The organism is Streptomyces sp. B21-083 (genome assembly GCF_036898825.1).
Taxonomy (GTDB): domain Bacteria; phylum Actinomycetota; class Actinomycetes; order Streptomycetales; family Streptomycetaceae; genus Streptomyces.
On sequence record NZ_JARUND010000001.1, the window covers coordinates 4,270,619 to 4,283,406 of the forward strand.

Consider the following 12,788-nt stretch of genomic DNA (forward strand, 5'->3'; position numbering starts at 1 on the left):
GGGCCACGGCAGCGATGGAGAGGTGGGTGGCCGCATAGGAGTCGGAGGGAAAGTACCCAGGATCGCGCGCGAGCGGTCGAACCCATGGTGTTCGATCGTCATCGATCGTCACTTCGATCGCCATCGTCAGTTCATCGACCGAGTCGGCGACCGAGTCGTCAGGCGGCGGGGTGGCAGGGCGCCAGGGTGGCGTGGATCTGGTCGCGGATGTCGGCGAGCAAGGCTTCGTCGCTGCGGTCCAGGTACATGGTGGCGGTGGTGCTGAGGTGGATGATCGCGATGATCACGCGTGCCAACTTCGCCGCCTCGGCGGCATCGACGCACTCCTCGCGGGTGAGCAGGCCGGTGATGCCGCCCTCAAGGCGGGCGGCGAGAGCGACGCCCGCACGCCGGTAGGGCTCGGCGGGGTCGCCGAAGACGAGCTCTTGCAGGTACGTGCGGCCGTTCTCGATCTGCTCCCTCACGCACGCCACCACGGGACGGATGAGCGCGACGACCGGATCGAGCACACCCTGCCCGTCGATGGCATCGGCAGCCGCGAGGCCGTCGTCGACAGCGGCGGCGAACTTCTCGTTCTGCACCATGATCAGTAACTCCGCCTTCGTGGAGGCGTACCGGTACAGGGTGCCGATCGCGACATCGGCCCGGTCGGCGATCTGCTGCGTCGTGACCCCGCCGATGCCGTGCCCGGCGAACAGCTCGCGGGCCGCGGTCATGATGCGCTCGCGCTTGTCCTGCGTGGCCCGCTCCCGGCGCCCGATCGGCGTATGACCACGTCCACGTCCCATGGAGACCTCCCTTGACAGAAATATTGAGTCGACTCATAATTGAGTGTACTCGGATTAGCCGGACGGGGCGAGACCTCGGCATCCCGCCGCGTTGGCGGATCCGTCGCAAACCTGGATAACTAGGAACAAAGCAAGGAGCGACGCCCCATGCGAGCGTTCGTCGTCACCAAGTACAAGGAACCGCTTCAGGAGGCGGACGCCCCCGAACCCACCGTGGGGGAGCACGACGTGCTCGTACGAGTGGAGGCCGCCGGGCTCAATCCGCTGGACGAGAAGATCCGCGCCGGCGAGTTCAAGCAGATCCTGCCGTACAAGCTGCCACTCATCCTTGGCAACGATGTCGCGGGCACTGTCATCCGCGTCGGAACGGGTGTCCGCGGCTTCAAGCCCGGAGACGAGGTCTACGCCCGGCCCGACCAGAGCCGTATCGGTACGTTCGCCGAGCGCATCGCCGTCGCGGAGGGCGACCTGGCGCTCAAGCCGGCGTCGATCAGCATGGCGGAGGCGGGCTCGCTGCCGCTGGTGGCACTCACCGCATGGCAGGCGCTGGTGGAGCGCGGAAAGGTGCGGCCCGGGCAGAAGGTTCTCATCCACGCCGGGGCCGGCGGGGCCGGTTCGATCGCGATCCAGCTCGCCAAGCACCTCGGGGCGAGTGTGGCCACGACCGCCGGCGCCTCGAACGCGGACTTCGTGCGCGAACTCGGTGCGGACACCGTGATCGACTACCGCACCCAGGACTTCGAGCAGCTCCTCTCCGGCTACGACCTGGTGCTGGACAGCCTCGGCGGGGAGAACCTCGAGAAGTCCCTCCGGGTGCTCAAGCCCGGCGGCAAGGCCATCGGGATCTCCGGCCCCCCGGACCCCGCGTTCGCCCGCGAGGCCGGCCTGAACCCGCTACTGCGCCTGGTGATCGCAGGTCTCAGCAGCAAGATCCGCAAGCAGGCGAAGAAGCTCGACGTGACGTACGAGTTCCTGCTCATGCGCGCCGACGGCGAGCAGCTTCGGCAGATCACCGCCCTCGTCGAACAGGGCGCGCTGCGCCCGGTCGTGGGGAAGGTGTTCGGCTTCGACCAGACCCCGCAGGCGCTGCTGTCCCTGTCCCAGGGCGGCACCCGCGGAAAAACCGTCATCACCGGCTGCAACTGACCCACCGCGACCGCGGCGGCTGACCCAACCCACACCCGGTCCTCCCGGACCGTCGACCATTCTGAGGGAAACCATCATGAGCGACAACGACACCCGGAACGAACCCGTCATCACCTCGTACGCGCAGGCCCCGGCCCGCACCATCAGCATCGGTGACGTCACCTACGCCTACCGCGAGCTGGGACCGAAGGGTGACATCCCCGTCGTCTTCTTCGTCCACCTCGCCGCGACCCTGGACAACTGGGACCCGCGCATCATCGACCCCGTCGCGCAGGGCCGTCACGTCATCACCTTCGACCAGCGTGGTGTCGGGGCGTCCACGGGCCAGGTGCCGGACAGCATCGAGGCGATGGCCGACGACGCCTACGCCTTCATCACGGCGCTCGGGTTCGACAAGGTCGACGTCTTCTCCTTCTCCCTCGGCGGCATGATCGCCCAGGCCCTCGTGGTGAAGCACCCCGAACTCGTCCGCAAGCTCGTCCTCACCGGCACCGGGCCGAAGGGCGGCAAGGACATGGACAAGGTCGCCGGCACCACGTACGCGGACATGCTGCGCGCCCTCGTGACCCGGTCCGACCCCAAGGAGTTCCTGTTCTTCAACCGCGACGCCGCCGGTAAGCCCGCCGCCCGCGCGTTCGTCGACCGCCTCGCGGAGCGCACCGAGGACCGCGACGCGGAGATCAAGATCAAGGCGTTCCAGACGCAGCTGAAGGCGATCAAGAAGTGGGGGCGCGGCACCCCAGACGACCTGTCGAAGATCACTCATCCCACCCTGATCGCCAACGGCGACAACGACCGCATGGTGCCCTCGATCCTCTCCGACGACCTGCACCAGCGCATCAAGGGCAGTGAGCTGGTCATCTACCCCGACTCCGGGCACGGCGCCATCTTCCAGTACCACGAGGAGTTCGCCCCCCTCGCGGTCGAGTTCCTCGCCCGCTGACACCCCGGACACGTGAACCACACGTTCCTGACCAGGAACAGAAGGGCAGCACCATGAGCACGTCACCGTCTACCGAGCAGCTACGGGTGAAGAAACATCTCACCTCCTCGATCCTGCTGTGGGTGCGCACCGACCAGCCCCGCCAGACCGGGCTGGACTACTGGAAGGGTCCGCACTCGGGGATCATCTCCGCCACCCCTGGCCTGGCGGAGTACCGGCAGATCCACCTCGCCGAGCACAACCCGGGCCGGTGGCCGGCGACCGACGGGGTGGAGACCTCGATCCCCGCCGGGCGGAAGGTCGACGGCGTCGCGGAAGTCACCTTCCAGTCGGCGCTCGCACCCCTGCACGGACGCAAGCAGACGCAGCTGGCCTACGCGGACGAGATCAACGTGTTCCGCCGCACCCTGCTCTACGCCGGGCCGCCGAACTCATCCCGTTGGTACGACGTCGCAGGCCCGGGAGAGAAGGTCGGTACTCGCGCCCTGGTCTACCTACGCCGCCGGGACGGGGTCAGCGGCGGTGAGTTCCGGAAGTTCGTCAAGACGCAGCTCGTTCCCGCACTCGCCGGGACCGGCGTACTGAAGGAACTGCGCACGCAGACGTTCCTGCCCTGGATCGAAAAGCTCTGGGACACCCCGAACGTGGCTCACGACAACCCCGCCGACCAGCACTTCCACGCCTCGCTCGTCCTCGGGTTCACCGACACCGCGTCACGGGACGCCTTCTTCAGCAGCGACGTGACCGGGGAACTCGCCGGCCGGCTGGCACCGTTCGCCTCGGCTGTCCACGCGTACGACATCGCCGCCACCCTCACCTACGTCAAGGACGGCGTCATCCTCCCGCACTACGAGGAGTGAAGTGTGGGCCGTTTCGCGTTAATGTGTCGATCAGTCAGGGTGCGTACCTCGGACCAGGGTGCCCGCGCGTCGCCATGGGAGAATGACCCGGGGCTCATTCGAACCCGCAGCAGTGAGTGCGGTCAGAACTGAGCTTAGTCATTATCTATTCCCAGAGGACACCGTCATGCCTGTCGCCTCCCAGCCGGCCGGACGGCGCGAGCGGAACAAGCAGGACAAGCTCGACCGCATCACCGCCGCCGCAAGCGAACTGTTCGCCGTCCACGGCGTCAACGAGGTCACGACCCAACAGATCGCCGACAAAGCCGATATCGGCGCTGGAACGCTGTTCCTCTACGCGAAAACCAAGGGCGAGCTTCTCCTGCTCGTGCAGAACGCCCATTACGCCGAAGCACTCAAGCGCGGCCGAGCGGACGCCGAGACCATCCCTGATGTGCTGGACGCGGTGCTGGCGATCGTCCGGCCGGTCGTGGAATGCAACCGCAAGCAGATCGAGAACGGGCGCATCTACCTACGGGAGATGGTCTTCGGCGACCCCGAGGAGCCCCGCCACGGCGAAGCCCTCGCCTTGGTCGCGCAGGCCGAGGAGGCCATCGCCGCCGTGCTGCACCGAGACGAACGGATCGGAGAAGGCGATGCCTCGACGCTGGCACACATCGTGTCGGCCGTGATGTTCCTCAGCATGGCGGTGAACATGAACATCGCCTTGAGCGTCGAGGAGATCGTGCAGGACATCCGGGGTCAGATCGGCCTCCTGCTGCCGCGCTGAAGGCGACGGCCGGGCGCGATGTCGCGGGCATGGACGCCGCCCGTCCGCCCGGTGAAACCGAGGCCGAGTCCCCCTCACCCTCACGGCCTTCGTCGTGGTCACGTGCACCTTGGTCGGAGCACAGGATCAGACGAAGGCCGCTCCCGTGTCCGGCTAATCCCCAGGTGAGCGACTCAGTTCGAGACCCGTTCGAGGCCGGTTGTCCTGCCGCACCAGACCTTGAGCGAATCTCACCGAAGACTGACGGATCACACTCCGTCTCGCCGAAGTTTGAGTGACTGTGGCACCGCGCTCCGATCACGCCGAGCAGGTACTCACTGATTCCGCTTTCCTGACGTGAACGGGCCGGACACGGGGGCTACACACTTGTCGACGACGGTCTCCTCGCCGGCCGCCGAGCCCTCCAAGCAGAGCCGTCCGCCCTTGTCACGCAGGTCGAGGAAGAACCGTGTGGTCGCGCCCGACTGCTTCAGGTCGTGAATGCGCTCGTCGACATAGCCGAGGTCGTTCAGGATCGTCCTGACCTTGGTGGGGGTGGGATCCGCCAGATCCCAGAGTGCCTGGGCGATGCGCTCCTCATGGAGATTGCTCGCGCACCAGTCACGAGCATTCAACTCCACTTCCGGCCCCGCGGTGGGGGCGATGGGCTCGACGTCCGGCGGTGTCTCCACCGCGCCAGGCGGCAGTGGCAGCGCCGGACCGCTCGGCGGCGGCTCCGGCGGTGCGCTCGGGGGACACGACTGCTCGATCCTGTCCAGTATCTCCGTGAGGCCGGGCCGGGCCTTGGCGGTGTCAGCGGGCTCGCTTCGCAGTTTGCCGGCGCTTGTCTTCTCGGTGTCGCAGGCGGCGAGCGCCAGAGCGGCAAATGCTGTCATCACGAGCGTGTGCCGTGAGCGGCGCGGGAAGCGGGTAACCGTGCTGGTCAGGGCAGGGGGTCGTCTCATGCGCCAAGTCTGCAATCAAGCCGCCCCCTGCACGTGAGTACTCGTACTCACGTGCGCAGGAGTACTCGCTCAAATGTCTGATGAGACGTGACCAAACTTCACTGAGACGAGACATCGGTAGTTAAAGAACGAGCTGAGAACCTGTTCCCATGAGTACACCACCGGACGGATTGCCCATCTACCGTGTCGTGACCGGCCCGGACGACGCCACCTTCTGCCGCCGGGTGAGCGAGGCGATCGACCTGGGCTACGCACTGTACGAAGGCCCGGCCGTCACCTTCAACGGCGAGAACGTCATCGTCGCCCAGGCACTGGTCTGGCGAACGCTGCCTTAGCGCCATGCCGTGCTGCCGGGGTCATCACCGTGCTCCCACCGCCGTTGCATGGCCTGCGGGACCCCGGCACCCGCCACCTCGCACCACACCGTCTTGCCCACGGCCTCCATCTCCATCTCCACCTCAACGCCCCACCGCACGGCGAGGGCACCGAGCAGCGCCAGTCCGCGCCCCGACTCGTCGGCTCGCGCGGCGCTGAGCAGCACCGGAAGGGCTCGCGGGTCGGGATCGCCGACCTCGACCCGGATACGGGCGCCGTCCACACACGCCACCCGCACGGAAACGGGCGTCCCCTCCCCCACGCAAGGGGCATCCGATCCGGTTCGCCGGCACCCTTCAGTACAACGACGGCACCGTCTGGAAGCCGCTCAGCAGCGGCTCCCCCACCCTCGGCTTCCGGCCCCGCGGCTCCACCGCCTACCCCGTCGTCGCGGACCTCGGCACGGACAGACACGGTCACCTCGACGGCATGGTGCTCGCCGAACAGGACGGCACCTGGGCCGTCGCCTTCGACAGCGACACCCAGAACCGGTACTTGAGGAGCGCCCGGGTCAGCGACTACGTCGATGTCCGCCAGCCTCCCGCCGCCTGCCGCAACTCCCCCTTGACCACCTTCCCACTGGCGTTCCGAGGCAGCCCGCCCACGAACTCGACCGCCCTGGGCACCTTGTAGTTCGCCATCTCCCGCCGGGCCCAGGCGATCAGGTCGTCCCCCGTCAGACTCACCCCCGGCCGCCGCACCACGTACGCCTTCCCGACCTCGCCGAGTCGTGCGTCGGGTACGCCGATCACCGCCACGTCCGCCACATCGGGATGCAGTCCGAGCTGCTGCTCGATCTCCGCCGGGTACGCGTTGAAGCCTCCGACGATGAACATGTCCTTGAGGCGGTCGGTGATCCGCAGGTTGCCGTCGGCGTCCAGCACTCCGACGTCACCCGTCCTCAACCAGCCCTCCCCCGTGACGACTTGGGCCGTGCTCTCCGCGTCCTCGAAGTACCCGCTCATGACGTTGAAGCCGCGCACCAGCACCTCCCCGGGTTCCCCCACGGGCGCCTCGACCCGGACCTCCGTCCCCGGAATCGCCCGCCCCGAGGTCGACGCGATCACCGGTGCCGCGTCGCCCCGGCGGCACATCGTGACGATGCCGCTCGCCTCGGACAGGCCGTACGCCGTCAGTACGGTGGCCACGCCCAGCTCCGTGCGCAACCGTTCCACCAGCCGCAACGGGACCACCGCCGCCCCCGTCACCACCAGCCGCAGCGTCGACAGGTCGTAGGCGTCCCGGGACGGGTGGTCCAGGACGGACTGCAGCAGGGTCGGCGGGCCGGGCAGGACCGACACCCGCTCCGCCGCCACGTTCGCCAGCACCGTGTCGACGTTGAACACCGGCTGCGGGATCACGGTCGCGCCCCGCATCAGGCACGCCAACACCCCTGCCTTGTAACCGAACGTGTGGAAGAAGGGGTTCACGACGAGATAGCGGTCGCCCTCCCGCAGCCCGGCCAACTCGCTCCAGATCTCGTACGCCCGCAGCGACTGCGCGTGCGTGATCACTGCCCCCTTCGGCCGGCCCGTCGTGCCCGAGGTGAAGACGATGTCCGAGGCGTCGGAGCCCTCCACCGCCTCCGCCCGCGCCCGGACGGTCCGCGCGTCCACCCCGTCCCCGGCCGCCAGAAAGTCCTTCCACGTACGGAACTCGGCCGGCGCGTCCTCCCCCAGCACCACCACGTCCGTCAGCGCCGGAAGCCCGGGCAGGGGCCCGTCACCGTCACCGCTCCCCGCCGCCCTCCGCAGCGAGGCCACGTACGACGTGCCCAGGAACGTTCCCGTCACGAACAGCAACCTCGCCCGGCTGCGCGCCAGTACGTACGCCGCCTCCGCGCCCTTGAAGCGCGTGTTCAGCGGTACGAGCACCGCGCCCGCCGAGACCGCGCCCAGCGCGGACACCATCCAGTCGAGGGAGTTGGGCGCCCAGATCGCCACCCGGTCACCGGCCGTCACCCCGCTCGCGACGCAGGCCGCCGCCGCGCGCTCCACCCGCGCGCCCAACTCCGTGTACGAGACGCGGTTACGTCCGTCCACGACCGCCTCGGTGTCGCCGTACCGCTCCGCCGCCGCCCGGACCAGCCTCGGAATGCTGTCCCACTCCACGTCACCGCGCACCGCGTGCCTCCCCGCAACACCTCACCGCACAAGAGCTGACTGTCCGTCAGATTAGCTGTAACCTGACGCCCTGTCAGCAGCGGGGCACGCGTGCGGAGGTGTGTGCAGTCATGGCAGTCGCACCAGTTACGGCCGGGATCGGGAGCGTCGCCGGCATCAAGGACGCCACCGCGATCGCCGGGATCGGACAGACCGAGTTCGCCCGCCAACTCCCCGAGGACGAACGGACGTTGGCATGCCGTGCGATCCTCGCCGCACTCGACGACGCGGGCATCGCCCCCACCGAGGTCGACGCCCTCGCCTCCTACACGATGGAGGAGACCGACGAGGTCGAGGTCGCCAAGGCGCTCGGTCTCGGTGACCTCACCTTCTTCTCCAAGGTCGGCTACGGCGGCGGCGGTTCCTGCGCCACCGTCGCCCATCTCGCCGCCGCGATAGCCACCGGGCAGGCCACGGTCGGCGTCGCCTGGAGGTCACGGAAGCGGGGTTCCGGGCCCCGGCCGTGGCGAAACACCAGCGCCCAACTCCCCACCCCCGCCCAGTGGACGCGCCCCTTCGGGCTTCTGCGCCCCTCCGACGAGATCGCGATGCTCACGCGCCGCCACATGCACGAGTACGGCACGACCCGCGACCACCTCTTCAACGTCGCCCTCGCCTGCCGCAACCGGGCGAACCAGAACCCTGCCGCGATCATGTACGACCGTCCGCTCACCCGCGAGATGTACATGACCTCCCGCTGGATCAGCGAACCCCTCTGCCTCTTCGACAACTGCCTTGAGACGGACGGCGCGTTGGCCTGTGTCGTGGTGTCCGCCGAGCGTGCGCGTGACTGCCGGCGCGCCCCCGTCTACATCCACTCCGCCGCCCAGGGCCTGCCCGCCCAGCATCACGGCATGGTCAACTACTGGAACGACGACCCGCTGACCGGCCCAGCCTGGACAGCCGCCCGACACCTCTGGAAACACGCCGACTTCACCCCGGACGACGTCCATGTCGCCCAGATCTACGACGCGTTCACCGCCCTCATCCCCCTCTCCCTGGAGGGCTACGGCTTCTGCGGACGCGGTGAGGGCGGCGCCTTCACCGAGGGGGGCGCCCTGGAGAGCGGCGGCCGGCTGCCGATCAACACCGGCGGCGGCGGTCTCAGCGAGGCGTACGTCCATGGCTTCAACCTCATCACCGAGGGCGTACGACAACTGCGCGGCACCAGCACCGCCCAGGTCCCGGGAGCCTCGACCTGCCTGGTCACCGCCGGTGAGGGTGTGCCCACCTCCGCCCTTCTCCTGAGGAGTTGAGAGATGCTGACCCCTGTAGTCGACGAAGACGGCGCCCCCTTCTGGGAGCACGCGGCCCGGGGCGAACTCCGCGTCCAGACCTGCGCCGACTGCGACGAACCCCGCTTCCCGCCCCGCCCCTGCTGCCCGCACTGCCAGTCCTTCGCGAGCGAGTGGCGCCAGGTCAGCGGACGCGGACGCGTCTGGTCGTACGTCGTCCCGCACCCCCCGCTCCTCCCGGACTACGCCGAGCTGGCCCCGTACAACGTGATCGTCGTCGAGCTGGCCGACGCACCGCGCATCCGGCTGGTCGGCAACCTGGTCACCGGCCCCGACGCCCCCCTCAACTCCCTTTCCCCCGACCGGATTCGCATCGGCGCTCGGGTGCAGGTCGTCTTCTCCTCGACCGGGCTTCCACAGTGGATCCTGGAGCGCCCGTGAGCGTGGATCCGAGCCTGCGCGTCGCGACCGACAAGGAGACGGGGGTCGCCGTCGTCACCCTCGACCGGCCGGAGCGACTCAACGCCCTCGACCTCGCCACCGCCTCCGAACTGGCGGCCACCTGGCGGGAGTTGCGCTTCGACGACACCGTACGGACCATCGTGCTCACGGGGGCCGGGCCGCGCGCCTTCTGTACCGGCCTCGACCGGACCGCGACCGTTCCCCAGCCCGACTCGCCCTACATGGTGGACGATCCGCTGGAGAGGATCGGCCCGAAGGCGAACGACCTCTGGAAGCCGGTGATCGCCGCGGTGAACGGTATGGCGTGCGGCGGCGCCTTCTATCTCCTCGCGGAGTCGGAGTTCCTCGTCGCCGACCCGAGCGCGACCTTCTTCGACCCGCACACCACGTACGGCATGGTCAGCGCGTACGAGACGATGGGCATGGCGCAGCGGATGCCGTACGGGGAGATCGCGCGCATGGCGCTGATGGGGACGGCGGAGCGGGTGTCGGCGGCGCGGGCGTACGAGATCGGGCTGGTGAGTGAAGTCAGCGCACCCGGTGGGTCGTTGGCTGCCTCCGTTGAGCACGCCCGGGTCATCGCGTCGTATCCGCCGGAGGGGGTGCAGGGCACGGTACGCGCGGTGTGGGCGGCGAAGGAGGCGGCCCGCGCACACGCCCTCGCGTTCGCCCCGCACCTGGTCAGGCTCGGTAACCTCCCGGGCGGCCGGCAGGCGGAGCTGTTCGCGGCCAGGACCCGGGATTTTCGATTGCGATAGCAACGCATATCCTTTGCGTCATGGATGAGCACCGCACAGTGGATGAGCATCGCGCAGGGGTCGAGACCGGGGCGAAGGCCGGAAACGGGGCGGGGGTCGCGTACGTGGCTGAGGCCGAGAACCGCCCGGTCGTCGCGCACCGCATGGTCGAGGTGAACGGCGTCCGGCTGCACATCGCGGAGGCGGGCGAGGGGCCGCTCGTCGTGCTGCTGCACGGCTTCCCCGAGTCCTGGCACTCCTGGCGCCACCAGTTCGGCCCGCTGGCCGCCGCCGGTTTCCGGGTCGTCGCACCCGACCAGCGCGGATACGGCGAGAGCGAACGCCCCGAGGACGTGTCCTCGTACAGCATCCTGCACCTGGTCGGGGACGTGGTCGGGCTGATCCGGGCACTCGGCGAGGAGACGGCGTACGTCGTCGGCCACGACTGGGGCGCGCCGGTGGCCTGGCACACCGCGCTGCTGCGCCCGGACGTCGTGCGCGGGGTGGCAAGCCTGAGCGTGCCGCCGCCGTTCCGGGGAGACCACCGGCCCCTGGGCGTGATGGAGGCGATGTTCGGCGGCCGTTTCTACTGGAACTACATCAACCGCTCGGCGGCGGCCGACGCCGAGCTGGCCCGCGACCCGCGCACCACCCTGCGCAGGATGCTGTACGCCTTCTCCGGCGACAACCCCGAGTCGGGCACGGGCAGGCAGCCGCTGATCGAGCCCGGCCAGGGCTGGTTGGACACCATGCCCGACCCGGAGAAGCTCCCGGCCTGGCTCACCGAGACGGACCTCGACTCCCTCACCGAGAGCTTCGCGGGCAGCTTCACCGGCGCCCTCAACTGGTACCGCAACATCGACCGCAACTGGGAGCTGACGTCGGCCTGGCACGGGGCGGTGGTCAGTCCGCCCGCGCTGTACGTGTACGGCGACCGGGACTTGGTGCCGGCGTTTCCGGGCACGCCCCAACTCATCGAGCGGTTGCCGGAGTTGATGCCGAACCTGCGGCGCGCCCCGATCCTGCTGGAGGGCTGCGGCCACTGGACGCAGCAGGAACGGCCGAACGAGGTCAACGCGGCACTGATCCCCTTCCTGACCGAGTTGCGGGACTCCGGCAGCTGAACAGCCCTGCTCCGCACCCCAGTTACCCACTCCCCAACGACTTTGCCATTCCTTTACAACCGACTCCTCCGCCGGCTCGTCTCTCCGCATGTTCCGTCACTCAGCCGCCCGGCCGGCCCGACCACCGGGCCGGGCCACTTCCGGGCGGACCGACGAAAGAGAGCGATTCCATGCGCCGTACCGTGCGCCGTACCGTCCTCAGCGCCGTGGCACTCGCGGCCACCGCCGTACTGGCGGGCACCGCACCCGCGTTCGCCGACGGCACGAGCCCGACCCCGGTCCCCTCCACCGCGCCGACCGAGGCCACCCCCGCGCCGAGCACCGCACCGACCCAGACCCCGACACAGGCCGAGGGAGCCAGCGAGGCGCCCAGCGAGGCCCCCACCACCGACCCCAACTCCTCCCCGTCCCAGGTCGCCGAGGTTCCGAACGGCGCGCCCAACACCGGCGTTACGGAGACGTCGACGGACTCCGGAACGTCGGGGGCGCTGATCGGCGGAGGCGCTGCCGCCGCGTTCGCCGTGGCCGGCGCCGCGGTGATCGTCGTACGCCGTCGGCGGGCGACCGGCGCGTGACCGTGCTCTCCAGGCGCGCGTTCGGCACGGGGGCCACGGCTGCCGCGGCCTCGCTGCTGTTCGCGGCCGGCTGTTCCTCCGACGCCGGGGGCGTACGGACGACGGGGACCGCGAATCCCGACGCCGCCGCGTCGCAGCCGGCCGCCGGCAAGCACACCGCCGCGAATTCCGCGCAGTCCGCGAAGTCCGGCCGGGCGGTGGGCCGTTCGGCCCCTGTCCGGCTCAGCGTCCCCGCCATCGGGGTCGACACCCCGGTCATGCGGCTGGGGCTGGCGTCCGACGGAACCGTGCAGGTTCCTCCGATCAGCGACCACGACCAGGCCGGCTGGTACGAGCACTCACCGACGCCCGGCCAGACCGGCCCGTCGGTGATCCTCGGCCATGTCACGGTCGGCGCCTACGGGGACGGCGTCTTCCACGACCTGTCGCGGCTGCGCCGGGGCGAGAAGATCGTGGCGCGTCTGGAGAACGGCACGGAGACTGAGTTCACGGTCACCTCCGTGCGGACGGTGGCCAAGGCGAACTTCCCGACGAACGACGTCTACGGGAACGTGAGCCGGCCCGAGCTGCGGCTCATCACGTGCGGTGGCCCCAAGGACGAGGACGGCTACCTCGACAACGTGATCGTCTTCGCCGCGCTGACGTCGTCCACGAACCGTTGAGCACAC

At 69.3% G+C, this 12,788-nt stretch carries 14 protein-coding genes and 1 pseudogene; 11 read left to right on the top strand and 4 right to left on the bottom strand.

The window, feature by feature from the left end:
- Window positions 1-158: 158 nt before the first annotated feature.
- The gene (locus tag QA861_RS19005) at window positions 159-788 is read right to left on the bottom strand and encodes a TetR/AcrR family transcriptional regulator (protein ID WP_334589521.1); all 630 of its coding nucleotides are present in this window, start codon (window positions 786-788) and stop codon (window positions 159-161) included.
- A gap of 147 nt (window positions 789-935) precedes the next feature.
- Between QA861_RS19005 and QA861_RS19010 the strand changes: the two genes are divergently transcribed.
- From QA861_RS19010 to QA861_RS19025, 4 genes are all read left to right on the top strand, one after another.
- A complete protein-coding gene (locus QA861_RS19010) occupies window positions 936-1,934 on the top strand; it encodes an NADP-dependent oxidoreductase (protein ID WP_334589522.1) in 999 nt (332 codons plus the stop codon).
- Window positions 1,935-2,010: 76 nt separating this feature from the next.
- Window positions 2,011-2,877 (top strand): alpha/beta fold hydrolase, encoded by an 867-nt coding sequence (locus QA861_RS19015; protein WP_334589523.1) that lies wholly within the window; start codon window positions 2,011-2,013, stop codon window positions 2,875-2,877.
- Window positions 2,878-2,930: 53 nt separating this feature from the next.
- On the top strand, window positions 2,931-3,737 hold the full coding sequence (locus tag QA861_RS19020) for a strictosidine synthase (RefSeq protein ID WP_334589524.1): 807 nt from the start codon (window positions 2,931-2,933) through the stop codon (window positions 3,735-3,737).
- 166 nt (window positions 3,738-3,903) lie between these two features.
- A complete protein-coding gene (locus QA861_RS19025) occupies window positions 3,904-4,506 on the top strand; it encodes a TetR/AcrR family transcriptional regulator (protein ID WP_334589525.1) in 603 nt (200 codons plus the stop codon).
- Between the two features lie 314 nt (window positions 4,507-4,820).
- Here QA861_RS19025 and QA861_RS19030 read toward each other — a convergent pair whose 3' ends face one another.
- Window positions 4,821-5,450: a hypothetical protein gene (locus QA861_RS19030; protein WP_334589526.1), complete on the bottom strand. Its 630-nt coding sequence runs from the start codon at window positions 5,448-5,450 to the stop codon at window positions 4,821-4,823.
- 149 nt (window positions 5,451-5,599) lie between these two features.
- Here QA861_RS19030 and QA861_RS19035 point away from each other — a divergent pair, with 149 nt between their 5' ends.
- Window positions 5,600-5,785 carry a DUF1737 domain-containing protein gene (locus QA861_RS19035; protein ID WP_334589527.1) on the top strand — a complete coding sequence of 62 codons (186 nt, stop codon included), beginning with the start codon at window positions 5,600-5,602 and terminating at the stop codon, window positions 5,783-5,785.
- On the opposite strand, the pseudogene QA861_RS19040 reads toward QA861_RS19035, so the two are convergent.
- Both QA861_RS19040 and QA861_RS19045 read right to left on the bottom strand, forming a co-directional pair.
- A pseudogene (locus tag QA861_RS19040) lies at window positions 5,782-6,087 on the bottom strand (ATP-binding protein); the annotation flags it as partial. The gene QA861_RS19035 and the pseudogene QA861_RS19040 sit on opposite strands and share 4 nt — an antisense overlap.
- 256 nt (window positions 6,088-6,343) lie before the next feature.
- Entirely contained in the window at window positions 6,344-7,948 is a 1,605-nt protein-coding gene (locus QA861_RS19045) for a FadD3 family acyl-CoA ligase (protein WP_334589528.1), read from the bottom strand.
- A gap of 110 nt (window positions 7,949-8,058) precedes the next feature.
- On the opposite strand from QA861_RS19045, the gene QA861_RS19050 reads away from it, so the two are divergent.
- From QA861_RS19050 to QA861_RS19075, 6 genes are all read left to right on the top strand, one after another.
- On the top strand, window positions 8,059-9,243 hold the full coding sequence (locus tag QA861_RS19050; RefSeq protein ID WP_334589529.1) for a lipid-transfer protein: 1,185 nt from the start codon (window positions 8,059-8,061) through the stop codon (window positions 9,241-9,243).
- A gap of 3 nt (window positions 9,244-9,246) precedes the next feature.
- Window positions 9,247-9,663: a Zn-ribbon domain-containing OB-fold protein gene (locus tag QA861_RS19055; RefSeq protein WP_334589530.1), complete on the top strand. Its 417-nt coding sequence runs from the start codon at window positions 9,247-9,249 to the stop codon at window positions 9,661-9,663.
- Window positions 9,660-10,442, top strand: a complete 783-nt coding sequence (locus QA861_RS19060; RefSeq protein WP_334589531.1) for an enoyl-CoA hydratase/isomerase family protein — start codon at window positions 9,660-9,662, stop codon at window positions 10,440-10,442. Before QA861_RS19055 ends, QA861_RS19060 begins: the two co-directional genes overlap by 4 nt.
- Before the next feature lie 143 nt (window positions 10,443-10,585).
- Complete coding sequence (locus QA861_RS19065; RefSeq protein ID WP_334590620.1) at window positions 10,586-11,545, top strand: alpha/beta fold hydrolase; 960 nt, start codon at window positions 10,586-10,588, stop codon at window positions 11,543-11,545.
- Window positions 11,546-11,727: 182 nt separating this feature from the next.
- Window positions 11,728-12,120 carry a sortase-dependent protein gene (locus QA861_RS19070; RefSeq protein ID WP_334590621.1) on the top strand — a complete coding sequence of 131 codons (393 nt, stop codon included), beginning with the start codon at window positions 11,728-11,730 and terminating at the stop codon, window positions 12,118-12,120.
- Window positions 12,117-12,782 (top strand): class F sortase, encoded by a 666-nt coding sequence (locus QA861_RS19075; RefSeq protein WP_334589532.1) that lies wholly within the window; start codon window positions 12,117-12,119, stop codon window positions 12,780-12,782. The genes QA861_RS19070 and QA861_RS19075 overlap by 4 nt, the downstream gene beginning before the upstream one ends.
- Window positions 12,783-12,788: the final 6 nt, after the last annotated feature.

Excerpts from the sequence above, each read along its gene's own strand:
- QA861_RS19005 (WP_334589521.1), bottom strand. The coding sequence starts at position 788 with ATGGGACGTGGACGTGGTCATACGCCGATCGGGCGCCGGGAGCGGGCC.
- QA861_RS19010 (WP_334589522.1), top strand. The coding sequence starts at position 936 with ATGCGAGCGTTCGTCGTCACCAAGTACAAGGAACCGCTTCAGGAGGCG.
- QA861_RS19015 (WP_334589523.1), top strand. The coding sequence starts at position 2,011 with ATGAGCGACAACGACACCCGGAACGAACCCGTCATCACCTCGTACGCG.
- QA861_RS19020 (WP_334589524.1), top strand. The coding sequence starts at position 2,931 with ATGAGCACGTCACCGTCTACCGAGCAGCTACGGGTGAAGAAACATCTC.
- QA861_RS19025 (WP_334589525.1), top strand. The coding sequence starts at position 3,904 with ATGCCTGTCGCCTCCCAGCCGGCCGGACGGCGCGAGCGGAACAAGCAG.
- QA861_RS19030 (WP_334589526.1), bottom strand. The coding sequence starts at position 5,450 with ATGAGACGACCCCCTGCCCTGACCAGCACGGTTACCCGCTTCCCGCGC.
- QA861_RS19035 (WP_334589527.1), top strand. The coding sequence starts at position 5,600 with ATGAGTACACCACCGGACGGATTGCCCATCTACCGTGTCGTGACCGGC.
- QA861_RS19050 (WP_334589529.1), top strand. The coding sequence starts at position 8,059 with ATGGCAGTCGCACCAGTTACGGCCGGGATCGGGAGCGTCGCCGGCATC.
- QA861_RS19055 (WP_334589530.1), top strand. The coding sequence starts at position 9,247 with ATGCTGACCCCTGTAGTCGACGAAGACGGCGCCCCCTTCTGGGAGCAC.
- QA861_RS19065 (WP_334590620.1), top strand. The coding sequence starts at position 10,586 with ATGGTCGAGGTGAACGGCGTCCGGCTGCACATCGCGGAGGCGGGCGAG.